Here is a 26,335-nt window from a genome sequence, read left to right on the forward strand (position 1 = left end):
TATCTCAAACAAAAAAATCTTACAAAAAAGCAAGAATAGAAAACACTATTCTTGCTTTTTTAATAGCTATATTAAATATAAAATTAAAGTTATAACTTATTTAGTTCTTCGGCAAGAACATCAACGGTTAAATGAATCTGTTCCACGGTATGATTACAAGTAATAAAAAACCTTAACCGCGCGCCATTTTGAGGCACAGAAGGATAAATCATAAATGGCACGTTAATCCCCCGCTTAAATAAATTTTGAGATAGCTGAATTGATTTCAAAGAATCGCCAACAATAATCGGAATAACTGGAGAATCTTTACTCATCCCCGTATTCAAACCCTTTTCTTGGGCTAAATCCAAAAACAGCTTGGCTCTTGCTTGAAGAGTAATTGCTCTTTCTGGCTCGTTTTGCAAAACATCAATAGCAGCGATCGCAGCAGCGGTATTGGGAGGAGACATCCCCACGCTAAACACAAAACCAGGGGCAGTATATTTCAAATATTCAATTAAAGCAGAAGAACCCGCAATATAGCCTCCACAGCTAGCAAAAGACTTACTAAGTGTTCCCATCCATAAATCTACGTCTCTGGGGTTAATATCGTAATATTCGCTAATTCCACGACCCGTTTTGCCGATAGTACCCATGGAATGAGCTTCGTCGACCATCAATAAAGTTTTATACTGCTGCTTGAGTTTGATAACTTGAGGTAAATCCGCAATATCACCATCGGTGCTATATACCCCTTCAACAACAATCAAAACTCGTTGATAGCGGTGACGGCGATCGCTTAAAATTTCTTCGAGGGCTTCGTTATCGTTGTGAGGAAATGCAATCAGACTCGCTCCAGAAAGAAAACAACCCTGCATGATGCTGTTGTGACTGAAGGCATCATAAATGACCAAGTCATCTTTACTCAACAAATGACCGATAGTAGTGACATTGGTAGCATGCCCTCCCACCATCATAATGCTGTCATCCACGCCAATAAGATCGGCGAATTTTTGCTCCAATTCTCGATGAATTGGTTTTTCCCCTGAAATCAAGCGACTAGCACAAGCAGAAGTACCGTAGAGTTTTGTTGCATCTTGTGCAGCTTGGGTAACCACGGGATCGCCACACATTCCGATGTAGTTGTAGGTGGCAAAATTAATTAGTTCTCTCCCATCAATAGTAGTGCGATCGTTGACTACTGTTTCCTGGGGAATAAAGAAAGGATTACCATTGCCCAAACTAGCAACTTGTTCTTGCTGTGCTTTTAATTTTTTGTATTCAGGAAATTCTTCAAACTGATAATTTTCTGGAGAAATTGCTAAAGAATTTTGCTTGCTTGCTGCTTGGGATAGATCGGCAGAAGTGACAAATTCTAAATCCTTGGCCGAATTCACTCGATCTTGAAGTGAATTACCCGTGCCTAAATATTGAGCCAAAGCTTCAATATTTTGATAATCCCAAAGTAGGGTAGGTGGCAGACGACAGCCCAAATAATCTTCTAAATCTCCCGATAGATTGATTGCTTCGGCTGATTCTAAGCCATACTCTTCAAAATCTTGCCTCACATCAATTTGATTGGGTTCGAGTTCCAGAACTTCTGCCAGCTTATCAATCAACCATCCCTGTATTTCCTCTGCTTTCGAGACAGCACTTGAGCCATTAAGACTGGCATTTCTGCTGGGAGAAATATTGTTGGTTTCTTTATTACCATGTAACGTTTCTTTGAATAGTGTCATTAACTCACTCCTACACCACTTAAATTAAAAATCTACTGTCGGCAACTTGCCCAACGGCAGATCGGGGAAATCTTTGGGGTCGCTTATTCATTGGTCTAGCCGACACCTTCCAGACCGCGATCTTGATACTCGATGATTATTTTGCTATCTAGAAGTTCTGATTTTATCAGCCATAATTTTCTAGGGACGTTTTTCGCGCTACGAACCCCCGCCAAAATACCAGAGTATATAGCAGGGGTCAATTTCATTTGTTTAATTTGTAATATTAATATGATGGCGACCCCACTTTTTGTTACAAAGATACAGAATCTATTGAATAATAGATCGAATCTATAACAAACTTGTGTAGATCGCCAGTTTTTCAGCAAAATATATTGTAAATTTTAACTAGCAATATATTCTCTAACGTAGCTTCTGCGCCGTCTCAACTGAGCTAAAGCTTGATGTTCTAGCTGACGCACTCTCTCGCGACTAATTCCCATTCTCTGACCGATTTTGGCCAAAGATAATTCTTTGCCATCATCCATACCAAAACGCAATCTAATCACTTCTTGTTGTTGGGGCGATAAATCCGCCATCAAACTAAATAAATCTTGACGTAGAAGTTGCTGAGTAGCATAAATATCGGGGGAAATGCCATCATCTTCGAGTAATTCAGAGAGTTCTGTATCTTGATTGTCACCTACTCGAACATCTAGAGAAATTGGCTGACGGGCGATACTTAAGTATTCTCGGATTTGAGAAGTTTTAAGTTCCAACTCTAAAGCAATTTCTTCAGGATTGGGACTGCGCCCCAACTTTTGAGATAGTTCTCGCTGGGTTTTTTTGATTTTGTTAAGTTTTTCGGTGATATGAATTGGCAAACGAATAGTACGAGCTTGCTGGGCGATCGCCCTGGTGATTGCTTGGCGAATCCACCAGTAGGCATAAGTAGAGAACTTATATCCTTTCGTGGGGTCAAATTTTTCTACACCCCTTTCTAATCCCAAACTTCCTTCTTGAATCAGATCGAGAAATTCCATATTGCGCTTTTGGTATTTTTTAGCTATCGCTACTACCAAACGCAAATTCGCCTCGATCATTTTTCGCTTTGCTCGTTGACCCTGTTTGATAATCTTGTTAAGTTCTACTTCACTCATTTGGGCTTGTTTTGCCCATTCCTTCAGGCTGAGTTGGCAATCTTGCTGCTTTTCTAACTCTTCTTTTTCGCTCAACAGGATCATCATTTTCTGTACTTGCTTGCCATAAACAATTTCTTGTTCGTGGGTTAACAAGGGTACCCGTCCAATTTCGTGCAGATAAGTTCGCACCATATCTGCTGAGTAGCTTCTTTTAGCAGTTGTTTTTTCGATTTTAGCTTTGGGCATCTTTACAGTTATGACTCCTATGTAAACTGATTAAAAGTCAGCGATACTTCTTCTTTTTATGAACTGTCCGACTGTGTGTTTAGACGTTGTGTTAGGAATAAAGGTTCAACCATTTTGCATACATAAATGTTGAATGGTCTAAAAGCGATCGCTTGCAATCTACAATCGATAACTTCTTTACTTCTATGATGGACTTAAACGAGTTATGCAAGACCTAACTTGCGATCGAGATTGCCGAACTTTTGATGGTGTAATTTACTATTTGCAGTCAGAATTCAGGGCAGCAACAAGAGACTCAAAATCAAAGCGATCGCCAGCCATAATAAAAAACAATAACTAGTTAAATTTAAGGCTCGGTCAATTTTGTCTCGGGTAATGGGTTCCAAAGCATCTCCCAGCAATGGTTTTTCTTTGACAATACCTTTATAGGTATTTTTGCCTCCAAGCTGTACCCTTAAAATGGCAGCATAAACAGTTTCACTCCACCCCGAATTGGGACTGGGATCTTTTATGCCGTCTCGACGACAAATAGCCAAAACTTCAAGGGGTTTGCCCGAACATAAGCTTAAGGTTAAGACAGTTAAACGACAGGGAAGCCAAGTTAAACGATCTTCTAACTGTGCGCTAAACCAACCCAGATCGGTATAGGGTTCGTGGAGATAGCCCACCATTGAATCTAGGGTGCTAGCAGCTTTGTAAGCTAGTGCTAGAGGTAAGACACCCACTCCTGGGATAAATAAGCCTAAAATAGCGTAAAAAAGAGGTGCTGTGACTCCATCTACGGCATTTTCTCCTACAGTTTCCAATAATGCCCGTAATATTTCCGATCTCTCAAGGCGATCTGTATCTCTCCCCACATACAGACTCAAACGCGATCGCGCTATGGTCAGATCTTGAAGATCGATTGATTCTAAAACATCTTCAACGGCTACCTGCAAGCTTTTCTGTGCAAAACAACTAGCTAGTAAAACGATCTCGACTGCATATCCCCACAAAGGATGAATCTCGCGAAATATCGCCACGATCGACCAACCAAATATTCCACTACCAATAATCAAAGTTAAGCCTAACAATATTCCTGCAAGACGACGGAGATAGCCCGACGGACAAAATGCGATCGCCAAATTGGCATATTTTTGAATTAGCCATCCTATAACCTGCACTGGATGAAGCCATCCCCGGGGATCGCCAATTAAATGATCCTCTAGGGCTGCTAGCAGTAAAACTAAACCTGAATGAGAAACTGACACTGTAGAGAAAATAACTAAAACTGCCTTGTATGAGTCCAAAGTATTTATTTGTAAGGCTTTTATAATGCCTCAATAATCATCTTTTTTTTGAGAAAATTCAAGATTATTTTCCCAGTTTTGACCCTGACAAACTAACGGTTTTATTGGTTTATCTATCATTATTTTTTCTCTCAAACAACAAAATTATTTTCTTCTCCTTGGGCAGCTTGCCAACTGCGAGCATCATAATATAAATCGGCTAACGTAATACTATACAAGGCTGCTTTTAATTTTTGATGTAGTCTTTGCCACAGGCTAAAAGTAACCCAATCTTCTGCTAAATTACAATCGGGGGAGTAATTTACTAAAGGTTCAATAGTTTCTCCTACCGCTTCGAGAATTTTACCTAAAGAAATCTGTTCTGGTTTAAGAGCTAATTGATAGCCACCATTTGCTCCTCTCACTGATTTTACTAAACCAGCCCGTCTCATTTCTATCAGCAATTTTTCTAAATAAGGTGCGGGTAAATCTTGTCTTTGAGCGATTTTTTTAACTGATGTTGGTTGATATCCTGGTTGTAAACTGAGGTCTAATAATGCTTTAACACTATAATGACCGCGAGTAGTTAGCTTCATTTTTTATTTTTTATAAAGTAGAACCACTTTAAACTTGCGTATATAACTCGATTTTTTTTTACAAAGTTACTTAAATCAGTTTTTTATACTGTCAACTATATCTTTAAATATCTAAATTTTAATTTTTTATTTAGTTAATTATGCTCAATAAGTGTAATATAGTTCTATATAAAGATTGCAAGGTAAAATATATAAGCTTTGTATTACTTTAGTGAAAAGCAAAATTGTAAACCAAAATAAATTTTTAGTTGTTTCAAGTTAATGGCAAAAGCAACCCAACCACAACCTTTAGTAGGTCCAATATTAATCGATAAAGTCAAAGAGCTAGGCAATCTCTCTAAAGAGGAAAAAGCTAGAGAATGTGGCTATTATACAGTTACAAAAAATGGTGTAGAAAGAGTTAATATGATGAAGTTCCTTAATGCACTAATTGATGCAGAAGGAATCGAATTAGACAGTACCTCCAACGGTCAAGGTAGAGGCGGTCGTTCTGCGAGTTATCGTATTAGTGTTCAATCTAATGGTAATTTACTAATTGGTTCTGCTTATACTAAAAAAATGGGTCTGAAGCAGGGTGATGAGTTTGAAATCACTTTGGGTAGAAAGCATATTCATCTACGCCAAATTGGTGTAGATGATGAAGAATAAATAACCATCAGCTTGGGAAGTTTACCCAATAAAATAGCGAGTTTCTTAATTAAAAAATCAAAGATTTATTAGAGGAGTTCGGTTGAACAGATAGTTTAGTAGACCGTTCGTCCTCAATTTTTATAATTTAACGGCCTTAACGGCCTTTGTGAAACGATTCGTGGATTAGGCAGATTAACACGAATTATTGATAGTTATAGTTAAAAATTACTTAAGTCAATTACACCTGAGGCAAAATTAATATTTTTTGATAGCTAGTATCCAGTTGAGAGAATCAAACTGAGAATCTTTAATCGTTTTTTCTAAAGGAATCTGCAAATCTTTAACAGCTTGAGAATCCAGGAGTAAGTAAACATTGCGATCGTGCTGCCAACGGTCTTTCAAATCATCAGTTTTTTGCACTACGACTTGGCGATCGCTATAAAAATCTAAACTAGACCGCTCCTGGACCATAGAAGTATAAATCACCTGATTTTCTGGAGTATGCTGACGAATCAACTCCGCAATTGGCTTAACTGGTTCGACGCTTTTTAACTCCCAAATCCAGTGGGGAGAAACCATCAATAAAAAAATTGAAACAAAAAGACCCCAAAATAAAAGCGGAATAAATTGCTTTTCTTGTTGGGCAAGGACAATGGCGGTAGCAGCAAAAGTAATCGCTAATGAACCGCAGACAAAGGGCAGATAAAAATCTATATAATTGCGAATGCCCCAGTGTAATCCTGCAAAAGCGGACAATGCTGCCATTAAAGCAAAACTATAAGTCAACAATCGAGGATAATCTGCATAACTAGGCAAATTACGAATCAAATCTAATTGTATCCCCGCTACTAATGCCAAAGCTGGGTATATAAGTAAAATAGACCAATAATAATCCCAATTAAAAGTCAAAAAAATCAGAGTTAAATAAAAACCGATCCAAACTACTACCAGTTTGCCCCACCCCCAATGAACGTTGCGACTTGCCAATTTTAAACCAGCACCCGCTACCATGAACCACGGTACAATATACTGTAAGCTTTGAGTCAGAAAATATTGAAGAGATAAATTGGCATCCAAATTCCCAGCAGATATTGGACCCTCAATAGCATTTAACTCCAAGCCAGAGGAAGATTGACCTAAAAATAGACTGATAAAACTCTCCGTACTTTGAAATTCATAATAATGAAACCACTGACAGATATACCATCCTAACCCAGGAGTTACTCCCAATATTAGTCCTCTCAGAAAATAAGGAGAAGTTAGCAGACGAGGAGTATCCCACCATAAAAATCCTCCTACAATCGCTAAAATCTGCAAACTAACGATTCCTTGAGTCAAACCGATCAACCCCAAACCTATTCCTGCAACTAAAGACCACTTGAGATCTCGGCGCGATCGCAAAATCGCCCAAATAGTCAGCAATTCAAAACAAAGCAACGGACCATCAGACATTGCCAAGCGACCAAAGCGAACTACGGGGAGACAAGTCAAATAGACTAACGCCGAACACAAAGCAGGAAAACGAGCGATAAAAATTTCGCGACCGATATTATAAACGAATATTACAGAGCTAGCAGCTAATAAAGCCCCAGGCAAGCGGGTGGTAAACTCACTGACTCCCCCCAGCTTATAAGCGATCGCAATCAAGTCATGTACCAATGGTGGTTGAGCCAAATATGGCTCGCCCCACAAAGTCGGAAAAATCCAGTTAGATAGGGCATCAGATCCTTGATAAATTTCTTTAGCTACTTGCGCGACGGTCCCTTCATTAGAGTCTAACAAAGGCAAATTGCCCAAATTAACTAAAAACAAAATTAATGCTGCCAAAAATAGACTAGTAAAATAAAAACACTCAAGCCAAATTTCACTTTGGCGTAGTTTGTTGGGGGAACGTCTCCAGATAGATGTAGGATGGGATGGCATAAGTTACGACAATACTAATTAGTGCAAATTATCTTTGTTTCCAATTTATGTGGTTAATGAAAATATAAATTTTGAAAGATGTTTTAAAAAATGTCGCTGGTATTTATTTGTTGTCTTAGATTGTAAATATATTTATCTTCATCAGTCTATCTCTTTCTGTTCCTAGAGAAACAACCATAATCAAAATACTAAGTAAAAAATATTGAGTAATTTCACTTCTGACTCAGATGTTAAAATATGACCGAAGCAAACAGCGATCGCATAGTTTGATGCCCGAAACTATTAGTCTATTGGATTCAAAATAAAATTTATAACTCGCCACAAATAGGCAAAATAAAGTAGGTTAACTATTGTTAACTATTAACAAACTCAAAAGATTTGAAAAAACCATTTTCTTTCTTTGTTTGACTGCCAATCTGCGCTCGTAATGCTCATCTTTTATACAGCTTATGGAAGGATCTTTTGAAATTACCCTACAAATAGTCATTGCCGTTCTTGCAGGTATTAGCGCACAAGTGGTGGCTGAATATTTTCAAGTCCCTAGCATTGTCTTTCTCTTGGTGTTTGGTATTTTATTGGGAGCAGACTCGTTAAACATACTTCATCCTCACGATCTTGGTATAGGGTTAGAAGTCTTAGTTGCCCTTTCTGTTGCCATTATTCTGTTTGAAGGAGGACTAAATCTAGAATTACGCGAACTGGGTAAAGTATCGGGTAGCTTGCGTAACCTAGTCACAATAGGAACGCTGATTACTCTAGTTGGTGGAGGGATGGCTGCCCATTGGTTGGCTGAATTTCCGTGGTCGATCGCTTTTCTCTATGCCTCTTTAGTCGTGGTCACAGGACCGACCGTTATTGGGCCTTTACTCAAGCAGGTCAGAGTAGATCGTCAGGTGGCAACTCTCCTAGAAGGAGAAGGTGTCTTAATAGACCCCGTTGGAGCAATTTTAGCGGTAGTGGTACTCAACACGATTCTCAACACTAACGCTGCACCGATAGATATTATGAGCGGATTAGTACTGCGTTTGGGAATTGGCGCAGTAGTAGGAGGATTGGGAGGATGGTTATTAGGTTTATTCCTCAAAAAAGCTAACGAACTTTCAGAAGAATTAAAAAATCTCGTTGTTTTAGCTGCGGTATGGGGACTATTTGGTCTTTCTCAAAGCTTGCGTAGCGAATCGGGTCTAATGGCAACCGTGATTGCAGGAATTGTTCTCAAAGCTTCTGCTATTCCTGAAGAAAGATTATTGAAAAGATTCAAAGGTCAACTAACAGTACTTTGTGTTTCGGTCTTGTTTATTCTTTTAGCAGCGGATCTATCTATTGATAGTGTGTTTGCACTAGGTTGGGGTAGCGTGCTAGCAGTTTTTGTACTGATGGTCGTGGTCAGACCAATCAGTATTGCTGTTTGTACTTGGAATAGTGGCATGAATTGGCGACAAAAAATATTTTTGGCTTGGATTGCTCCCAAAGGTATTGTTTCTGCCTCTGTAGCTTCTTTATTCGCTATTTTGCTCACCGAAAAAGGTATTAATGGGGGAGATGCGATCAAAGCACTAGTTTTCCTCACTATTTTGATGACAGTCTTTTTCCAAGGATTAACGGCACGGTGGGTAGCAGGTTGGTTGCAGATTACTTCTAGCGATGCCAAAGGTGCGGTGATTATTGGTTGTGACGCTTTAGGTCGCTTTATGGGGCGTTTGTTCCAGCAGTTGGGAGAGTCGGTCGTTATGATTGACACCGATCCTGAAAACTGTAAAAAAGCGGAAGCAGATAATTTAAGTGTATTCCAAAGTAGCGCGCTCGATACCGAAGTTTTAGCCGAAGCGGGCATAGAATCAATGGGAACATTTTTGGCTATGACCAATAATGGCGAAGTTAATTTAGTTCTAGCACAAAGAGCCGTGGAAGAATTTCAACCCCCTAGAGTATTGGCGGTATTTCCCCAGAATAGTTCGGCTGAAAGCAACAAAACCAAAGTAAATCAAGCACTAATTCCTCAGCTACAAATCAAAACTTGGAACAGCTATATTGATGATGGTCAAATCAAGCTGGGCTTAACGGTATTGAAAGAACCTGAATTTTCTTTTAAACTAGCCCATCTACAGGCATTAATTCGTGCAGGAGAAATGTTACCTTTATTAGTCAAGCGTAATGATAGTCTTCAGGTAGCAGTAGCCAAAGAAGAATGGCAAATTGGCGACGAAATTTATTATTTAGTTCACGACCCCAGACCAAAGCTATTGAAGCGTTTATCGGGAGGAAATCAGTCTTCTCGTCTTCTTTTAGAAAAGCTTCCCGAAGTAGAAGAAATTCCTTTGGCTTCTCCCGTAATCAAAAATCCTACTGAAGCCATAGAAAAATCTAATTAAAAGCCAGGTCATATAGTCACAAATTAGTTGTATTTAGATACATCGATCACGATTAATAGATTGTTTGCAGAATCTGATTGAGATAGATCGCACTATCATATTAATAGAAATTTTAGTAAATAAAATATTGAGAACTATGGACGTTAAGTTGATTTTGTTGATTTTGACAGGAGTTTTTACTGTTGCTTGTCTGTTTTTTGGCACAAAAGGTGGCTACTATGACACCGATAAATACGATGGCAATGGTTCGGCACATTAAAACAATAGTTATTTAAAGATAGATAACTAAACTTAACTTCTCTTTAGATTGAAGAGAATTTTGTCACCTCCGTAATTTAAGATCTTGATTGAAGCACTAAATATTAGTGATTAGTGTTGAAAGTTTGTTTGAAGCTGGGAGATCGGGGGGGACTATATGAAAACAAGACAGGGACAAACTGGATCTATTTCCCTGCCTTTGTCCTGTTTTGTATACGCAGCGGGTCATGAAGATGAAGGTGTATGTTTGCTACTGCATATTGGTAAATATCGAATTCTGCTCGATTGCGGTCTAGCCGATCTAGGAGATTTGTCAGAAAGAAACAAGTCGCCAGCAGATATTGTTGTTTGTTCTCACGCCCACGAAGATCATTGTCGCAGTTTATGGCAATTACATCGTAATTTTCCTGAGTTACCAATTTATGTTAGTGAAGTGACATCAAAGTTGCTGCCATTTTACTGGGTTGATGACCCTAGTTTGGAAAATCTAGATTGGTGTCAAACTTTACCTTGGCGATCGCCAATTGATATTGCTCCCGATTTGCAGATAGAAATAGTACCTGCGGGACATTTACCAGGAGCAGCAGCAATTATTATTACCTATAGAACGACCGAGCGTAGCTATAAGGTAATGTATACAGGAGATTTTTCTGTTTCCAACTTTCAGCTAGTAGAAGGCATGTCGATTGAAAATCTCCGAGGAATATCCCCCGATGTGCTGATTTTAGAGGGCAGTTACGGTACGGTGCGCCATCCCCATCGTCGCCTGCAAGAAAAACAATTGATGGAGCGAATCGATCGCGCTTTATCTCAAGGAAAGAATGTTTTACTTCCCGTACCTCCTATTGGTTTGGGACAAGAAATACTCAAGCTGTTGCGTTCTCATCATCAGTTTACAGGGCGAGATTTAGATATATGGGTAGATGAATCGGTTGCAGTTACTTGCGATCTGTATTTAGAGCTTTTGCCTCAGTTTCCTTTGCCCGTACAGAATTTTGCCAAACATCAACCTTTGTTTTGGGACGAACGAATTTGTCCTCGTATGCGGCGGCTTAACAATGGAGAGAGATCCCTAGGAAACCAAAATCAGGGAGTATTTTTAGTAGATTATCAAAGCGATCTCTGGCAATATTTAACTGGGGAAACTGAATGTTTGGTTTTGCTGGCAGAACATCCTCAAGAGTATTTGCATCCAGATTCGCCAAGATTAGATTTAATCCAGAATCTGTCTTATGTAACAATTGAGACGTATTTGCTGGCAGAACATAGCGATGGACGCAACACTACTCAGTTGATTCATAATTTGCGACCACAGCACGTTATTTTTGTTCACGGTTCTTTAAGTTACCTTTTAGAGTTAGCCAGCTTAGAAGAGCTGAGAAACCGCTATCAAATACATTCTCCTGTGGGGGGAATACTTGTAGAATTGCCTATCGGCGATCGCTTTGTTCAACCCCAAGCTCCTCAACCCGTTTATTACGAAGGAGAACTCAACGAAATCGGTTCGGCGATCGCTATAAACTTACCATATGACATTAGCAGCGATCCTCGTTGGCAAAATATTGCCGATACGGGAATTATTCAAGCTCATTGGCAAGGAGACGAATTAGTAGTCAGGGGTGTATCTCAACGAGAATTATTAAATGTCAATAGTCAAGCAAGAATATCATCAGACCTAGACTGCTGCAATCGCTGTCAATATTACAGAGATCGACGTTGTTGGAATCGGGCTTCTCCTTTATGTGGATTTAAAGTAATTCCTGAAGGTTATTGTCCTGTTTTTGAAGCTATGGAAGAAAAAAGTTAAAACTAAACTTTTAATCCCGATCGTGTTCGGGAGATTGAGGCTGAATTTGTTCTGCTTCTGGACAGTCTTCAGAAACTATAATTTCGCTATTAGTTTTAGATACTGATGCTAGTTTTTGGGTAACAGCACCAATACTTTCCAAGCGTACCATTTCTTCCCAGGAACTAACTTCATCATCTTCTTCTGTTTCATAGCGGATAGTGACAATATCCCCCTCGAAATCAACAATACAACCTCCTTCAATCCAACGTTGTTGATCCCGCAAGTAAATACAAACTTCGCGACCATCTTGACAGAGTTGATAAATCTTGCGGTGTAGCATGGGTTTCTCCTGTTGCAAGTAACTCCTAAAACTTTACAGTATCTATTATTGCCATTTTGGCACTATGACACAAGAGTCAATTTTTCTTTTCTGATAACCGAATCCTAGCAAATTACTCGATAATTTTTCGGCATCATTGATCGCTCTTAATTGGGACTGGGTTGACTTTCTAAATATTGCAAAAATTCTAACAATTGTTCGTCCGTCAAGTAAAGGCGACTGAGCTTTCCATAGTGACTTTTAAGAAAATCTTGTCCATATTCTTTAGTCCAACCCAATCTTTTGATTTCAATATCGGTTTTTTGCTTTATTTGGTGAAATTTAGCAGAATTTACTATTTTTACACTTTCAGTCGTGGTGGTTAAATTAGGATTGGGAGCATAAGTTTCCGTCGCAACGTTGCTCGATCTAGTTTCTGTATTAGCAGTTCCCTCAAATAAGTTACCTCCTCTAGATTCTTGGGGTGATCGCATTGTTTTTTCCTGAGAGACTTCTGACTCTGGAATTGATGGAGATGGTACAGGTTCGTTTGTAGAAGAGGTAGATTCGACTTCCCCTGAAAAATCATCAGAATGAATGATAAGTTCTGTTTCGAAGGCATTGTTGCGGTCTTCTACAAGATCGTTATTCTTACCATAGCTATGACTAGGGATTTCAAAAGGTTCTCCTATAGCAGGAACAGGGGGTGAATTTCTGGATGCAGCAAAACTGGGAGTAACCTTGGTCGTGGAAGTCAAATCAGTTTGACTCGTTGTCCCATGACTGTCTAAAATCAACGTTGCGATCGCTCTTTCTCTGGCTTTATCTTCGGCTGTTTCTACTCGGTCTGTTCCAGCTAAACCAGTAGCCAAAGTAACATTTTTTACTACGATTGAGACTCGAACGATATAAATTCCTCGGTCAATATCGATTAGTTCGCTAACTAGACTTCCTTGGGGATATAGTTGACGAAATTTACCTAACATCATCATAATTTAATTTATTTTTTAGTTTAAATACTAATATGAAGCTACTGTTTATTTCTTTTAGTAAAAAAGAAATTTGCCAATAAGCATTGAGAATTTACAATAGATCTGAATTGGTTATAAATTAACTCGTAGTTTTGTGAAAGTTAAATTCACCATCAATTTATCGATCGGCACGAGAGGAGATAACTAGGCTACAAAATTTTAAAACATATAGTCAGTAGATTCTATTGTTTTTCTCAAGCTTGTAGAGTCCCCCACCCTCAAAGTTACACTGTCATAAAACGAAAGTAAGATGACAGTTAGTCGGAATGCTGCATCAACCTCGCAACCGTAATAACATCAACATAAATGCAGAGCAGAAGCTTGGCAATCTTCATATCGTTATTTTACCTCTGTTGTGCAGTGCAGCTCTTAATTCCGATTGAGGGGACACCAAAATCGCTAAACAGGTAGTTTCCGTCGTAAAACATCCTAACGTGCAATATAGATCTTACGAGTTACTATAGTCATCTTCGCTTCTGTCGTCTATTACTAAATTAAAATTGGATAAGGATAATTTTTAGATGGAATTTTCAATCGCTACATTATTAGCTCAGTTCGTCGATGATAAATTAGTCGCAGGCAAAAATCTCGAAAAAAAGCTCGGCTGTGAAGAAGAAGAGAGCATCAATAAATTACAAATTACTTTAGATGCTCTAGAGAAAATTGGCGTTTTAGTCAAGGAAAGAGGTAAGTATCGCCGTGTTTACGAAGAAGATGTGGTGGAAGCCAAACTAAGATGTTCTAGTAAAGGATTTTGCTTCGCCATTCAAGACGAAGAAAACGCCGATGATATTTACGTTCGAGAAAGTCATCTCAGCAATGCTTGGAATGGCGATCGCGTTTTCGTAAAAATCATTAAAGAAGGCAGTCGTCGTCGCTCTCCTGAAGGCGAAGTGAAGTTAATCTTAGAAAGATCTAATCCTTCTTTACTGGCAACCGTCACCAATAAAGAAGAGAAATATCGCGCTATCCCCTTAGACGACCGTCTTTTATTTGAACTCAACCTCAAAGAAAATGGTCAAGATTTAGAAGCAGCCTTAGAACATCTAGTTCATGTATCGGTTCTACGCTATCCCTTGGGGCAGCACCCTCCCTTGGGCAAAGTAACTAAAGTTTTAGGTAGTGATGCCGAAGAAGCTGCGGATGTAGATATTGTTTCTTGCAAACACGACCTACCCCAAGACTTTCCTGAAAAAGCCATTAAAGCTACGACTAAATTACCCACCGCCCGTATTCCCGCAGCAGAGCTTAAAAATCGTCAAGATTTAAGAGATAAGCTGACTTTTAGTATTGAGTCCGAAGCCAATCTTAACCATACTCCTTGGGTAGAAAATGCTTTTTCTCTGGAAAAAACCGCAGCAGATAATTGGCAATTAACCATACACATTACTGATGTAGCTCACTATATAGAAACAGATAGTATTTTAGACCGCATTGCCAGAAAAAGAGGTACGGCAGTCAATCTACGCAAACAAGTTTTACCTTTGTTTCCCGAAAAAGTCAGCAAACTTTGTTCGTTTATTCCAGGTAAAAACCGCCTTGCTATATCTGTAGTCATAACTATCGAACCTCAAGGTAGCATTCTTGAATATACAATTGCCCCAACAGTAATTTCTGTCGACCATCAACTGACTTATCAAGAAACTCAAGTTTTGATTAGCGAGGAGAAAAAACCAGGGAGAAAGTTGGCTGAAGTAGCTCCCGTACTCCAAGATTTATTTTTTACCCTCAGTCCTTTGATTAAGGCACAACGTTTACAGAGGGGTGGTTTGGAAATTAGTACTCCCGAAATAAACAGCCTTTATAAAGACGAAGGAAGAGTGGGTACAATTCTCAGTCTCGATAGTTTACCCGTGCATTCAATGTTGACCGAATTGACTATTTTGGCGGGTAAAGTAGTAGCAGAACATTTGAAAGCTTTGGAGTTACCAGGGATATACTGTACTCAATCAGAGCCAGATGTAGAAGATTTAGAAGATTTGCTCAAATTAGGCAGTAATCTGGGTTTGGAATTGGATATTAATCCAGAAGAAGGAGTTACTTCTCAAGACTATCAAAGATTAACCGAGCAGTTTTCTACTTCCTCTGCGGTAATGGTATTGAATTATTTGCTGCAAAGCACGTTCAAACCAGTTAAGTTTTTGACCGAACCCAACAAGCACTTTGGTTTGGCTTATGAAGATGGTTATACTCACTGTATTTCTCCTGGTCAGAGATACATTGATTTGGTCGTTCAACGTATCTTAAAAGCAGTATTCGAACACGGAAAAGATCGTCGTCATAGTAGAACTAAAGAAGGAGTAGATCTTTTCAGCAGTAGTTGTCACGGACAAATTAACTGGAAAGTATTGCCTCCTAAGATTCAAGAAGAAATCGAAACTGATATTCAGACGATGTTACCCTTTTTGAATGATCGCGAAAAACAAGCCGAAGATGCGGAAAAAGATCTGGCTGGCTTGAAAAAAGCAGAGCAAATGAAAGAACGCACTGGCAAAATCTTTGAGGGTTTAATTACAGGGGTTCAATCCTATGGTTTCTTTGTCGAGATTGAAGACTTGCTCGTAGAAGGTCTAGTCCACGTAAGCTCTCTTAAAGATGATTGGTATGAATATCGTTCTCGCGATAGCTGCTTAAAAGGTAGAAAAAACCGTACAGCCTATCGTTTGGGCGATCGCGTTGAAGTAGAAGTTAAAAGCGTTGATTACTATCGTCAACAGATTGACCTCGTTACTGTCGGTGGTGGTAGTGATGCTGATGATGGGAGTAATCGTAGTTGGGGAGAAGAGGAATAAGGAAAAAAGTAGGAAGTATTGATATTGCTTTGATACTTCCCTTTACTCTTTAAAAATCAAACTAAAAAATTTAATTCAAAAATGAAAGATAAAGTAATCGAACAAGTTATTGATCTTGCTAAGAAAAAAGGTGTTGAGGCTGAAGTTTATTACGTCTCCAGTCAAGATACGCCAATTGAGTTTGCTAATAACCGTTTGAAATCTCTGGAGACTAAGGCTTCTGAAGGAATTGCTTTGAGAGTCATTGCTGATAATAAACTAGGATTTGCTAGTTCGACGGATTTAACTCGCTTATCGGATTTAGTCGATGCTGCGATCGCAACAGCAGAAATTGGCGATCCAGTAGAATTTGATTTTGCTCGGGATTTTAATGGGATTGAAGATAAAAAAGAGTTTCAATTCCCTAAAACTGCAAAATTGGTCGAAGTAGGGGAAGACTTAATCGCAAAAGTCCACCAATATAATCCCGATATTCTGGTAGACATTAGCTTTCACAGTCGTTCTGGTAGAGCAGAATTAGCTACTACCACCGATGTTTATACCGAACAAAACGGTCAAAGTCTCAGTGCGGTTTTATCGGGTAATTTGGTACGGGGAGAAGACTTTTTACAAGCATACAGTTATGAAGTAAGTCGCGATCGCCAACCTGACTATGAAGCAATTTTAAATAAGTTAATTAAAAAATATCAACGTGCCGAAGGTAGCGCGAAAATTAAAAGTGGTACTTACCCTGTATTATTTACCCCTAGTGCCGTTAGCAGTACTATGGGCAGAATGTTTGGCACGATTTTCTCTGGTCAGTCTTTGGTACAAAAAGCTTCTCCTTTGACCGATAAATTAGGGGAAAAAATGTTTGACGATCGCATTAATGTCTACGAAGATCCGACTATAGGAGTATCAGCCTGTGATTTTGACGATGAAGGCGTACCCACTAGTAAAAAATATCTGGTCAACCAAGGCGTTATCGAGCAATTTTACTGGGATAGACGTTGGGCAGCCCGTTACGGGATTGAATCTAGTGGAAATGGTTTTCGGGGCGGTATATCCCTTCCTAGCCCCAGTTTAGCTAATGTTTGTCTGACTCCTGGTTCGACGACTGTAGACGATCTCATTGCAGGAATGGAAGAAGGGATTATTGTCGATCAGGTTTTAGGCGCGGGACAATCTAATATCTTGGCAGGAGAGTTTTCCGTCAATATAGATTTGGGTTATAAAGTCGAGGGAGGACAGATTATCGGTAGGGTCAAAGATACAATGGTTGCAGGCAATATTTTTGAAGCTTTCAGCAATTTAATCGATCTGAGCGATCGCGCTGAATGGGTCGGAGGTAGTTCCTATGTTCCTCATATCCTATTTGCTAAGTTAGGAGTTGCAGCCAGAGGATAAATTACTTGCACCAATGATGATTAGCTACTTTACTTAGGGGAAAGGGAAAAGTGATTAAAAAAAGCCGTGTTGTGAGATTTTTGTTGCCCGTTGTTTTGTGTTTAGCAACCTTGCTAACTGGCTGCGTTGATTATGATGTGGGGGTTAAGTTTACTACTCCCTATCAAGGGGAAATTACTCAGCATATTAAAGTTAGCGATAAATTAACCAGTCTCGCCCCAGGAGACAGCAGAAAATGGTTAAACAGCATTGAAAAGCGATCGCGACAGTTAAAAGGTAGTATTAATAAGCTAAATTCTGAAGAATTGTTATTAACTATTCCTTTTGGTAATGGTGCAGAGTTGGCACAGAAGTTTAATCAGCTTTTTCAAACCAGTATTGTCCCTAATGCGACAATTCCCCAAGGTAAAGCCGACCTAATTCAGCTTAATTCCCAGGTATCTTTAAAGCAAAATAATTTAATCTTTGTTGAAAGGAATACCATCGATCTAGCGATCGACTTAAGAGCATTAGATATATTAACCAAACAAGATAAAATTGCGATCGCAACTGATTCTTTAGCAGATTTGGAATTTCAGTTGGATACTCCTTGGATTGCCTATAGCATATCCGATCTAGACTATCTCCAGCCTATCGATAGTACCCTCAAAAAAGGTTTGGTATGGCAACTTAACCCAGGAGAAATAAACCATATTAAAGCGGTGTTTTGGCTGCCTAGCCCCGTAGGTATTGGTGCAGCAATAATTGTTCTGTTGATGTTATTGGGGTTTTTATTAAAATACCGTCATTTCCCTGGAATAGCTTAATCATATTTTCTTTAGATAAAAGGGAGACATTTCTTCTGGATAACCAGCGACAATAACAACAAGGCGATCGCGATCCAGTAAAATTGAAAAAAACAATCAATAAAACATAAAACTAGATTCGAATAAATCTTTTACTAGTTTTTAATATCGAGATTAAAGTCATTTAGCGTTCAATAATCAAGAATTAATTCTTTGACGTAAAATAAATTCGGCGATCGCCAAATCTACAGGAGTCGTAACTTTCAAATTAGTTTCTTCCCCTTCAACAATTTTCACGGGAATATCGCATTTTTCCAATAATGCTGCATCATCCGTAACTTGCCACCCCAAATTTTTTCCCTGAGCATGACATTTTTTTAACAGTGCAACATCAAAACCTTGAGGAGTTTGAGCAGCCCATAAGTTGCTCCGTTCTGGAGTATCTGTAATAATTCGGCGACTGTCCACTACCTTAATCGTATCTTTCACTGGCACGGCAGCAATAAAACTCTGACAATCATTGAGAGCATTACTACAGCGATCAAATAACTTAGGAGTTACCAAGCATCTTGCCCCATCATGAATCAATACCCTCTCAGCAGCATCTGGCAGAGCCTGTAAGCCATTGTAAACTGATTCTTGGCGCGTATCTCCTCCAGCAATCAACTCCACTGGTTTGGTCAAATTTGACTGGTTCAGGATATCTTTAAAATCAGGAAAATCCATCGGTTGACCCATAATGCCAATCCACCGAATGGTTTGAGACTGTTCCGCAGCCAGTAAAGTCCATGCTAGTAGAGGCTTTTCTAGTAATTTTAATAAAAGTTTATTGCGTTGGCGTAGCCTTCGCGCAGCGAACTCGCTGCCCATCCGACGACCCATACCAGCAGCAGGGATGAGTAAGTACATTTAAGATGTTTTCCTTAAAATAAATCTCTTTAGCTCTATCATCTACTAAAATTGACCTCAGATAAAACAAAGGACTATATCTTCTTCATCCCTAATGCGTATACTGGCTCTCATCCCTGGCGGAATTGACAACCAACTCCTATTTTTTCCTACTCTGGAAACTCTTCAACAGCAGTATCCCCAAGCTGCAATAGATGTATTAGTAGAACCAAGATCGAAAAAAGCTTATCGAGTTTGCAAAAATGTTGATGAAGTTTTAGTGTTCGATTTTCAAGATCGCAATAGTTTTGCCGATTATCTTAACTTGTTAGGAATAATACGCGATCGCGAATATGATGCGGTAATTAGTCTCAAAACGACTTGGCGCATTAAATTGCTATTGTGGCTCAATGGGATACCCACTAGAATAGGTTATCAAGATGATTCTGCTCTATATTTATCCAAATCTGTTCCTCGCAAACCAGAGCAATATACTGCCGAAATGTACCACGATTTGGTGACAGGATTTGGCATTCAAACTCCTTGTCCCCCCATGACAATTAATGTCCCCACAGAAGATATTAGTTGGGCAGAATCGGAACAGCAACGACTATCTGTCAAAGATACTGGATACATAATTTTTTGTGACAATCCTTCTATCGAGTCAGGTAATAGTGTTTATCCCATCAAAAGTTGGCAGAAAATTATTGACGATCTAAACCGCAGACAAACAGGATTATCTATTCTTTTGTTGCAAACTAGCACCAATCGCGAATGGGTCACATCCATGATTTCAGCTAACAATAATCTTAAAGCGATCGCTCCTCCTGATGTGGGCAAAATGGCAGGTATTGTTGCAGGTGCTAACTTGATTTTGTCTAACAACGGCACGCCTTTGCAACTTGCTATAGCGACTAAAACCTATAGTTTTGCTTTGTTAAGCGATCAAGACAGTAACGTTATTTCTGCTCGTGAAGAAAATTGTACTGGTATTTTATCGACAACTGATAACTTAGCTGATATTGCACCAGAAACAATTATTCAAAAAATGTGGCAAGAGAAATAAAGAACAAGAAAAACCAAGAACAAGGAGCAAGGAGCATGAAAATAATCAGTAATTGATCGTTTCTGCTCTGATAGCTCCTAAATCTTCGCGTCAATCTATTTACTAGCCAACCTCACGAACGCCTATGATACAAGACAGTTGGGAAACCGAACCAAGTTCCTTTGCTGAAACAGTTCAGTTAGTTGAGAACTTTGTCAAGGGAGAAATTATCCGAGAAACCAAAGAAAAGCAACTTTACTATCACACTATAGATCATGCTTTAGCTGTTAAACGTCGAGCTAATATCATTTTTAAAGCGATCAAACCCACTTTATCAACTAGTCAGCTTTTAATTGAATTAAATCGCTTAGAATATTTAATCGGTTTGTCTGCCATAGCTCATGATATGGTGCAGCAGTTTTCCTTGTCTCCAGAAATTAAAATACCTCGCAAGCGAATCGCTGGAATTAGTGAAATTGCCACGGCTAATAAATTAATTGAATATATTAACAATCTCAATCAAGCATTATTAGATCGGCAGCTTGATTCTGATATTTTATTCACTGACTGGGATATAGCAACTATTAAAGATGCCATTCTAGCTACTATTTGCGATCGCGATCCCCAAGCTGGCAAAACAGCTTATAGCTTTTCTCCCTACTCAATTTATCAACCCTACCTCTATGATTCTCAAGCTAAAAATTCTATCGTCGGCAGAATTATTGCCTTGGCAGATCTAGGTACACTAGGAATAGAAGGTGTCGAACAATATATCAAAGAAGGCATTTTAGTTTTTTTAGAAGATAATCTAGATCTCAAAGACTTAATCTTAAATTGCGATCTTTCAAGTTCATCGGTTAATGAATCAACTAGATTGAGACTGCTTAATATGGCTCGATTCATAGTTAACTTGGCAAGAGAAAGACAAGCTAGATTTGAATTGGAAATTGCAGGATTTGCTCCTCAAGCTCGTCAAATTTTACGAGAACGAGTTTTCATTTACTTAGATAAAGAAAATATTCATAAAATTCAAGCCAGAGTACCCACGGAGGATAATACTAGCCTGGCAGAATTGGTAGATTTCTTCTGCTTAAATAAAAATTTTGATGTTTAATTCTTGTTTAAGAATTATCAATCGCCTGTTGTTTGGCAATAATGAGGTGGCTAATCTTTTGGACAACTCGATCTAATCAACTGCCACCTAATTATTATTCAGTCATGACAGAAGTACTAATTTGAGACTCCTGCCATAGCTGATACAATAAATATTCACTACTGTGGTTCAATTGGCAGACAAAGACTCCTTCTTCACTATCTTCGCTCTGGGCGACCCAAGTACCAGACAAAGAAACCTCTAAATACTCTTCATCACAAGGAGTAACTTCGATTAGTTCTCTTTCTTGTAATTCTACCAAACTCGCTAAATAGGGAGTATAAGCAGGAAGCGCCAAACAAGCAGTACTCGATTCAGTATAAATGCTGACGCCAGCGCGCAAACTAACTAAGACCCTGGCTGCTTTCCATGAGTCAACTGATTCTTGTAAATATTCTAAATAAATTCCGTCTTCTAAATAAGTGATTTTTAACACGATATTCTTCTCTCCTTCAAAATGAAAGTCCTTAAAACAAAAAGTCTTAGAGACTCTGTTTTCTTTGTTTAAATAGCTCCATAACTAAATGTTTCCTATTTCTTGTGGATTGGCATTGATATAAATCACCTATGAACTGTTTTCTGAACCCAGCGACCAACAAAAACAGACAATAAAAAACCCTGCTAGTTAAAATTTTTGAGCAGGGTTAAGTTAATTTTTGTTAAGATAAATACTTGTTTATAAGATGCTTATCTTCCACTTATTTCCCCTACTATTTGGTTTCTGTTCCGATAGATAACTATCTAGCCATGTTCTCCAACCCTTGACATCTTGGGAATTACAAGCTTTGATATGTTTGATTTCTGGTAAATATGCTATTTCGTTGCTATCCTGGAAAAATAAACACTCTTGACCGAACACTACCCACAAACATATATCTGGGCGCGCTATATTGGATGTCAACGGTAAAAGTGATAAAAACAACATTAAATTTCTCGGAAAGCCTTTTCAAACTGCACTTTTAATACTACACTTATATTACCGTATATGTCTAGTATCTAGAGGAAAAAAAATGCGAACCCTAACTCGCACATCTACAACTGAAATGGAAGTTACCAGCATTCGTCTGGAACGCAGTCTTAAAGACAAGCTAAAAGAATTATCTGGCAATCAAGGCTATCAGGCTTTAATTCGAGACATTCTTTGGAACTACGTTCATCAAAAGTCTGGTGACTATCGTCCCCAGTTCGCTCGCTCTGATATTCGCGCTACTGTTGAAGCAACTGCTCGCAAAGATGAAAGCTGCGCCCTCACTGGTAAGCTCATCCAAGAAAACGAACCAATGCTTCTTGGATTTACCATCTACGGAGATTTAGTACCTTTAAGCGTTAATAGCGTAACTGAATAGTATCTTCGATGCTTAGGGGAACTAAGAAGTTAAGAGTTTTTCTATATTCTTATTTATATATATGGTTGCTCCAATTTCTTGGTTCTCCGTCAAGAAACTATCCTTAACCTCTGGGATATTATTTAAGACATATAATTTATCAAATATTTATTACCGAGTTAATTGTTTTTAGAGTAGTTTGCAGTAAAAGAATTTAAAATGAAAAGTATATAAATCCTATAGTAAATTTTTGGCAATAGTATACAGTCACATATTTTACTAATCTAGCTTAAATTTAGAAGGAGCGATCGGACAAGATGACAGAAGCTACTCAAACTATCGAAAGAGGTATTCAACTTACCCCTACAGCTTTCAAGCACATCAAAATGCTGCAAGAGCAACAAGGGGATCGAGAGCTTTGCCTTCGTGTTGGGGTTCGTCAGGGAGGTTGTTCTGGAATGTCTTACATGATGGACTTTGAAGAACCGAATAAAATTCAAGATACCGATGAAGTTTTTGATTATGACGGATTTAGAATTGTTTGCGATCCAAAAAGCCTTTTATATCTTTATGGCTTAGTCTTAGACTATAACAACGCTATGATAGGCGGTGGATTTGATTTTACCAACCCCAATGCTGCTCAAACTTGTGGCTGTGGTAAATCATTTGGCGTATAGAAGCAGATAGATATATCGGTTTAATTAAATATTTTCTTGGACAGACTGGATATATTCAGTCTGTCTTTTGTCATTAGAAAGCTGCCAAATTAAACAAATATCCTATGGTCTAGGAAACTTAGAAGCTGCGGGAAAATATTTTACAGGTTCGTTTTGCAATGCCTTCAACATAAAAGAACGCCATACAGGAGCAGCATAATCTCCCCCTGTGATCCCTTTACCCATACTTTGATAATTATCATTACCTACCCAAACTGCCGTAGCTAGTTGGGGGACATAACCCACAAACCAGACATCTCGTTCGGAAGAAGTCGTTCCCGTTTTTCCTGCTGCTGGACGACCGATATTAGCTTTGTTACCCGTTCCTCCAGGCTCTAATACGCCTTTTAGCATAGTAGTTAAATTAGCAGTCGCCCAAGGGTCGAGAATCTTTTTAGGTTGAGGAGTGTTGTCTAATAGTATGTTGCCTTTACTGTCAGTAACCTGCAAAATAACAGTAGTGTCAGATTGCCAACCATTATTAGCAAAGGTTGCAAAAGCTCCAGCCATTTCTAAAGGAGTTACTCCAATAGAACCCAGGGGTAGGGATATAACAGGCTGCATTGGGCTTTTTATACCCAATTGACGGCAGATCTCGATTACTTTCTCCAATCCTACTTGTTTGCCCAACTTAACCGCAGGAATATTACGAGATTGACTGAGAGCTTTAGAAAGAGATATGATTCCTGCAAAATCTTCTTTCCCGCCATAATTTTGCGGTTTATAAATTCCTCCTGGAACAGGATAGCTGACAGGTGCATCGTTAATTGTCGTTCCTGGGCTATATTTACCACTGGCTAAAGCAGCGTAGTAAACAAATGGTTTGAAAGAAGATCCTGGTTGTCTGCGAGATTGAACCGCACGATTAAATTGACTAGATTTATAGTCAACTCCTCCTACTAATGCTTTGACAAAATGAGTACGAGGATCTACTGCTGCTAATGCAATCTGATCGGCTCTTAAACCCCAACGTCGGAGCATATTATGACTATCTTGGACAGATTCCTCTGCCATCTTTTGAAATTCCATATCAATGGTTGTCTGAACCCTAATACCCCCTTGACGAACTTTCTCTTGTCCAAAACGTTCTTCTAATTCTCTGGTAACAGCTTCAGTAATAAAAGGAGATTTACTCTTACGCCATGCTGTTGGTTTGCCAACTAAAAGTTTTGCTTGTAGGGCTTGTTGTTCTTCTTCTGGGGTAATCCAATTTAGGGTACGCATTCGAGCTAAGACTTGTGCCTGTCTAGCTTTAGTATTGCCATAGTTTAAAAATGGACTATATTGTTCTGGTGCTTGAATTAAACCAGCTAGTACGGCAGCTTCAGCTAGATTTAACTCGTCTGCACTTTTATTAAAATAACTTTCAGCAGCAGTTTGCACGCCATAGTTGTTGTGACCCCAATAGATGTTATTGAGGTACATTTCTAAAATTTCTTCTTTGGAAAAAACTTGTTCGACTCGAATTGCCAGAATTGCCTCGGCTAATTTACGACTGAAAGTACGTTCGCGGGTCAAAAACAGATTTTTAACCAATTGCATCGTTAAAGTAGATGCGCCTTCTGAGACTCCACCTTGTTTGTAGTTGGCTAAAGCAGCACGCGCAATACTATAGGGATTTAATCCATCATGACGATAAAAGTTACTATCTTCGATCGCGACTACTGCTAGCTTAAGATGAGGTGACATCTGCTCTAAGGTAGCAAGTTCTCGGTTAGCTTCTCCATGCAAGCTGGTGAGAAGCCTACCTTTGATATCGTAAACATAGCTGGTTTCGGCAGGGACATAATTACGCAGCACCCTCACATCAGGAAGATTGCGAAAACTAAAGGCTAAACCAACTAAACCACCAGCAGCAACGGCACTGGCAATCATTGTAATGCCTAACACAGTACCTCCCGTAGCTTTGACTACACCAGACAAAAATGATTTGGCGATCGCTTTGGTGTTTTGAGGTTCTGGTTTTTGTAGCATGATTTCAGAAGACACGGTGTTTTAAATCCCTCCTAAGAGCATTACAAACAATGGTTTGAATAATAGGCTAAGTCAGTAGAAAGTCAAGCCAACTAGCACAATGTTGAGTTAGATCGATAATTGTAGCAATACCCACTGGATAATGGCTTAGCTTTAATTGGCAAAAAAAACCTCGGCTGACTAACCGAGGAATATTAATTCAGGAGAAATCAATGTTGACCAGTTTCTTGCTACAAATTTGGTAAATGAGTGACGGAAACAGGTAACATTTGAATTTATGTAAATTAATGTAACAAAAAAGTTATATATTTACAAGGTATTGCAGGATCTAGCTTAGTCGGACGCGCTTCTAGGTAAACTACTACTCAAATAAACTATTGCATCCTTTAGCCAATGATTATCGCAATTACTGCATTGAAAGGAGGGGTAGGTAAAACTACCACGGCAGTTCATTTAGCTGCATATTTTCAAACTCTCGCACCAACACTATTGATTGATGCTGACAAAAATCGTTCTGCATTGGTTTGGTCTAAAGAAGACAAGTTGCCTTTTTACGTGGCATCTCAAGCAGGTGCGCCTGGTCTGATCAAAAAGTTCGATCGCATTATTATCGATACTCAGGCAAGACCCGAACCTGAAGAATTGGAAGATTTGGCTGGGGGCAGTGATTTGTTGATCTTACCCACTACTCCCAATCATTTAGATCTTGATACTACTATTAAGGCAGTCGAGTTACTCAAGACTTTAGATGCCAACTATAAAATTCTGTTGACGAAGGTGGATTCTCGGACAAAAAATGGTCGAGATGCCAGACAATTTTTGGAAGAGGCAAAATTACCCCTGTTTAAGGAGGAAATTCCCCTTTTAGTAGCATTTCAGAGATCTCCCAGTCGCGGTGTTATTGTGAAAGATTTTCCAGATCGTCGAGCAAAGATCGGCTGGAATAGATACAAGGCTGTGGGCAAAGAAATCGTTGCCACTATGACTGATAATTAATATT

24 protein-coding genes are annotated in these 26,335 nt (G+C 38.9%); 12 read left to right on the top strand and 12 right to left on the bottom strand.

Features of this window, described 5'->3' with window-relative positions; genetic code table 11:
• Positions 1-89: 89 nt before the first annotated feature.
• From I4641_RS08070 to I4641_RS08090, 5 genes are all read right to left on the bottom strand, one after another.
• A complete protein-coding gene (locus tag I4641_RS08070) occupies positions 90-1,718 on the bottom strand; it encodes an aminotransferase class I/II-fold pyridoxal phosphate-dependent enzyme (protein WP_229639974.1) in 1,629 nt (542 codons plus the stop codon).
• 95 nt (positions 1,719-1,813) lie between these two features.
• Positions 1,814-1,966, bottom strand: coding sequence for a hypothetical protein (locus I4641_RS08075; RefSeq protein WP_229639975.1), 153 nt, complete (start codon positions 1,964-1,966; stop codon positions 1,814-1,816).
• A gap of 135 nt (positions 1,967-2,101) precedes the next feature.
• Complete coding sequence (locus I4641_RS08080; protein ID WP_229639976.1) at positions 2,102-3,085, bottom strand: RNA polymerase sigma factor, RpoD/SigA family; 984 nt, start codon at positions 3,083-3,085, stop codon at positions 2,102-2,104.
• Positions 3,086-3,360: 275 nt separating this feature from the next.
• Positions 3,361-4,374, bottom strand: coding sequence for an adenosylcobinamide-phosphate synthase CbiB (gene cbiB, locus I4641_RS08085; RefSeq protein ID WP_229639977.1), 1,014 nt, complete (start codon positions 4,372-4,374; stop codon positions 3,361-3,363).
• A 131-nt stretch (positions 4,375-4,505) separates the two neighbouring features.
• On the bottom strand, positions 4,506-4,949 hold the full coding sequence (locus tag I4641_RS08090; protein WP_229639978.1) for an Rrf2 family transcriptional regulator: 444 nt from the start codon (positions 4,947-4,949) through the stop codon (positions 4,506-4,508).
• Positions 4,950-5,210: 261 nt separating this feature from the next.
• On the opposite strand from I4641_RS08090, the gene I4641_RS08095 reads away from it, so the two are divergent.
• The gene (locus I4641_RS08095; RefSeq protein ID WP_229639979.1) at positions 5,211-5,597 is read left to right on the top strand and encodes an AbrB family transcriptional regulator; all 387 of its coding nucleotides are present in this window, start codon (positions 5,211-5,213) and stop codon (positions 5,595-5,597) included.
• A 237-nt stretch (positions 5,598-5,834) separates the two neighbouring features.
• Here I4641_RS08095 and I4641_RS08100 read toward each other — a convergent pair whose 3' ends face one another.
• Positions 5,835-7,502 carry an ArnT family glycosyltransferase gene (locus tag I4641_RS08100; protein ID WP_229639980.1) on the bottom strand — a complete coding sequence of 556 codons (1,668 nt, stop codon included), beginning with the start codon at positions 7,500-7,502 and terminating at the stop codon, positions 5,835-5,837.
• A 449-nt stretch (positions 7,503-7,951) separates the two neighbouring features.
• On the opposite strand from I4641_RS08100, the gene I4641_RS08105 reads away from it, so the two are divergent.
• The 3 genes from I4641_RS08105 (at position 7,952) to I4641_RS08110 (ending at position 11,939) form a co-directional block, all read left to right on the top strand.
• Positions 7,952-9,874 carry a cation:proton antiporter gene (locus I4641_RS08105; RefSeq protein WP_229639981.1) on the top strand — a complete coding sequence of 641 codons (1,923 nt, stop codon included), beginning with the start codon at positions 7,952-7,954 and terminating at the stop codon, positions 9,872-9,874.
• A 136-nt stretch (positions 9,875-10,010) separates the two neighbouring features.
• Positions 10,011-10,133 carry a DUF8629 family protein gene (locus I4641_RS23800; protein WP_263858180.1) on the top strand — a complete coding sequence of 41 codons (123 nt, stop codon included), beginning with the start codon at positions 10,011-10,013 and terminating at the stop codon, positions 10,131-10,133.
• 156 nt (positions 10,134-10,289) lie between these two features.
• The gene (locus I4641_RS08110; RefSeq protein WP_229639982.1) at positions 10,290-11,939 is read left to right on the top strand and encodes an MBL fold metallo-hydrolase; all 1,650 of its coding nucleotides are present in this window, start codon (positions 10,290-10,292) and stop codon (positions 11,937-11,939) included.
• 10 nt (positions 11,940-11,949) lie between these two features.
• Here the strand turns inward: I4641_RS08110 and I4641_RS08115 are convergent, their stop codons facing one another.
• The gene (locus tag I4641_RS08115; RefSeq protein ID WP_229639983.1) at positions 11,950-12,261 is read right to left on the bottom strand and encodes a DUF6679 family protein; all 312 of its coding nucleotides are present in this window, start codon (positions 12,259-12,261) and stop codon (positions 11,950-11,952) included.
• Between the two features lie 146 nt (positions 12,262-12,407).
• Positions 12,408-13,232 (bottom strand): slr1353 family protein, encoded by an 825-nt coding sequence (locus tag I4641_RS08120; protein ID WP_229639984.1) that lies wholly within the window; start codon positions 13,230-13,232, stop codon positions 12,408-12,410.
• A gap of 560 nt (positions 13,233-13,792) precedes the next feature.
• Here I4641_RS08120 and I4641_RS08125 point away from each other — a divergent pair.
• The 3 genes from I4641_RS08125 (at position 13,793) to I4641_RS08135 (ending at position 18,255) form a co-directional block, all read left to right on the top strand.
• Positions 13,793-16,063: a ribonuclease R family protein gene (locus I4641_RS08125; RefSeq protein ID WP_229639985.1), complete on the top strand. Its 2,271-nt coding sequence runs from the start codon at positions 13,793-13,795 to the stop codon at positions 16,061-16,063.
• Positions 16,064-16,144: 81 nt separating this feature from the next.
• Complete coding sequence (locus I4641_RS08130; protein WP_229639986.1) at positions 16,145-17,449, top strand: TldD/PmbA family protein; 1,305 nt, start codon at positions 16,145-16,147, stop codon at positions 17,447-17,449.
• A 50-nt stretch (positions 17,450-17,499) separates the two neighbouring features.
• Entirely contained in the window at positions 17,500-18,255 is a 756-nt protein-coding gene (locus I4641_RS08135) for a DUF3153 domain-containing protein (protein ID WP_229639987.1), read from the top strand.
• Positions 18,256-18,432: 177 nt separating this feature from the next.
• Here the strand turns inward: I4641_RS08135 and ispD are convergent, their stop codons facing one another.
• Entirely contained in the window at positions 18,433-19,143 is a 711-nt protein-coding gene (gene ispD / locus I4641_RS08140; protein WP_229639988.1) for a 2-C-methyl-D-erythritol 4-phosphate cytidylyltransferase, read from the bottom strand.
• Between the two features lie 94 nt (positions 19,144-19,237).
• Between ispD and I4641_RS08145 the strand changes: the two genes are divergently transcribed.
• Positions 19,238-20,188 (top strand): glycosyltransferase family 9 protein, encoded by a 951-nt coding sequence (locus tag I4641_RS08145; protein ID WP_229639989.1) that lies wholly within the window; start codon positions 19,238-19,240, stop codon positions 20,186-20,188.
• Positions 20,189-20,312: 124 nt separating this feature from the next.
• Complete coding sequence (locus I4641_RS08150; RefSeq protein ID WP_229639990.1) at positions 20,313-21,281, top strand: hypothetical protein; 969 nt, start codon at positions 20,313-20,315, stop codon at positions 21,279-21,281.
• Between the two features lie 94 nt (positions 21,282-21,375).
• Here the strand turns inward: I4641_RS08150 and I4641_RS08155 are convergent, their stop codons facing one another.
• Together I4641_RS08155 and I4641_RS08160 are read right to left on the bottom strand one after the other, a co-directional pair.
• Complete coding sequence (locus I4641_RS08155) at positions 21,376-21,756, bottom strand: alr0857 family protein (protein ID WP_229639991.1); 381 nt, start codon at positions 21,754-21,756, stop codon at positions 21,376-21,378.
• 240 nt (positions 21,757-21,996) lie between these two features.
• Positions 21,997-22,221, bottom strand: coding sequence for a hypothetical protein (locus I4641_RS08160; protein WP_229639992.1), 225 nt, complete (start codon positions 22,219-22,221; stop codon positions 21,997-21,999).
• Between the two features lie 109 nt (positions 22,222-22,330).
• On the opposite strand from I4641_RS08160, the gene I4641_RS08165 reads away from it, so the two are divergent.
• Positions 22,331-22,666 carry a hypothetical protein gene (locus tag I4641_RS08165; RefSeq protein WP_229639993.1) on the top strand — a complete coding sequence of 112 codons (336 nt, stop codon included), beginning with the start codon at positions 22,331-22,333 and terminating at the stop codon, positions 22,664-22,666.
• A gap of 296 nt (positions 22,667-22,962) precedes the next feature.
• Positions 22,963-23,322, top strand: a complete 360-nt coding sequence (locus I4641_RS08170; RefSeq protein ID WP_229639994.1) for an iron-sulfur cluster assembly accessory protein — start codon at positions 22,963-22,965, stop codon at positions 23,320-23,322.
• A 102-nt stretch (positions 23,323-23,424) separates the two neighbouring features.
• On the opposite strand, the gene I4641_RS08175 is transcribed toward I4641_RS08170, so the two are convergent.
• Positions 23,425-25,350 carry a penicillin-binding protein 1A gene (locus I4641_RS08175; RefSeq protein WP_229639995.1) on the bottom strand — a complete coding sequence of 642 codons (1,926 nt, stop codon included), beginning with the start codon at positions 25,348-25,350 and terminating at the stop codon, positions 23,425-23,427.
• Positions 25,351-25,728: 378 nt separating this feature from the next.
• Between I4641_RS08175 and I4641_RS08180 the strand changes: the two genes are divergently transcribed.
• The gene (locus I4641_RS08180; protein WP_229639996.1) at positions 25,729-26,331 is read left to right on the top strand and encodes a ParA family protein; all 603 of its coding nucleotides are present in this window, start codon (positions 25,729-25,731) and stop codon (positions 26,329-26,331) included.
• Positions 26,332-26,335: the final 4 nt, after the last annotated feature.

The sequence above is a fragment of the Waterburya agarophytonicola KI4 genome (genome assembly GCF_020640915.1).
Taxonomy (GTDB): domain Bacteria; phylum Cyanobacteriota; class Cyanobacteriia; order Cyanobacteriales; family Xenococcaceae; genus Waterburya; species Waterburya agarophytonicola.

Bases quoted from the DNA above. Each gene is read 5' to 3' on its own strand.
- I4641_RS08095 (WP_229639979.1), top strand. From the start codon at position 5,211: ATGGCAAAAGCAACCCAACCACAACCTTTAGTAGGTCCAATATTAATC.
- I4641_RS08070 (WP_229639974.1), bottom strand. From the start codon at position 1,718: ATGACACTATTCAAAGAAACGTTACATGGTAATAAAGAAACCAACAAT.
- I4641_RS08110 (WP_229639982.1), top strand. From the start codon at position 10,290: ATGAAAACAAGACAGGGACAAACTGGATCTATTTCCCTGCCTTTGTCC.
- I4641_RS23800 (WP_263858180.1), top strand. From the start codon at position 10,011: ATGGACGTTAAGTTGATTTTGTTGATTTTGACAGGAGTTTTTACTGTT.
- I4641_RS08130 (WP_229639986.1), top strand. From the start codon at position 16,145: ATGAAAGATAAAGTAATCGAACAAGTTATTGATCTTGCTAAGAAAAAA.
- I4641_RS08075 (WP_229639975.1), bottom strand. From the start codon at position 1,966: ATGAAATTGACCCCTGCTATATACTCTGGTATTTTGGCGGGGGTTCGT.
- I4641_RS08115 (WP_229639983.1), bottom strand. From the start codon at position 12,261: ATGCTACACCGCAAGATTTATCAACTCTGTCAAGATGGTCGCGAAGTT.
- I4641_RS08090 (WP_229639978.1), bottom strand. From the start codon at position 4,949: ATGAAGCTAACTACTCGCGGTCATTATAGTGTTAAAGCATTATTAGAC.
- I4641_RS08145 (WP_229639989.1), top strand. From the start codon at position 19,238: ATGCGTATACTGGCTCTCATCCCTGGCGGAATTGACAACCAACTCCTA.
- I4641_RS08080 (WP_229639976.1), bottom strand. From the start codon at position 3,085: ATGCCCAAAGCTAAAATCGAAAAAACAACTGCTAAAAGAAGCTACTCA.
- I4641_RS08120 (WP_229639984.1), bottom strand. From the start codon at position 13,232: ATGATGATGTTAGGTAAATTTCGTCAACTATATCCCCAAGGAAGTCTA.
- I4641_RS08100 (WP_229639980.1), bottom strand. From the start codon at position 7,502: ATGCCATCCCATCCTACATCTATCTGGAGACGTTCCCCCAACAAACTA.
- I4641_RS08125 (WP_229639985.1), top strand. From the start codon at position 13,793: ATGGAATTTTCAATCGCTACATTATTAGCTCAGTTCGTCGATGATAAA.
- I4641_RS08180 (WP_229639996.1), top strand. From the start codon at position 25,729: ATGATTATCGCAATTACTGCATTGAAAGGAGGGGTAGGTAAAACTACC.
- I4641_RS08105 (WP_229639981.1), top strand. From the start codon at position 7,952: ATGGAAGGATCTTTTGAAATTACCCTACAAATAGTCATTGCCGTTCTT.
- I4641_RS08150 (WP_229639990.1), top strand. From the start codon at position 20,313: ATGATACAAGACAGTTGGGAAACCGAACCAAGTTCCTTTGCTGAAACA.
- ispD (WP_229639988.1), bottom strand. From the start codon at position 19,143: ATGTACTTACTCATCCCTGCTGCTGGTATGGGTCGTCGGATGGGCAGC.
- I4641_RS08165 (WP_229639993.1), top strand. From the start codon at position 22,331: ATGCGAACCCTAACTCGCACATCTACAACTGAAATGGAAGTTACCAGC.
- I4641_RS08170 (WP_229639994.1), top strand. From the start codon at position 22,963: ATGACAGAAGCTACTCAAACTATCGAAAGAGGTATTCAACTTACCCCT.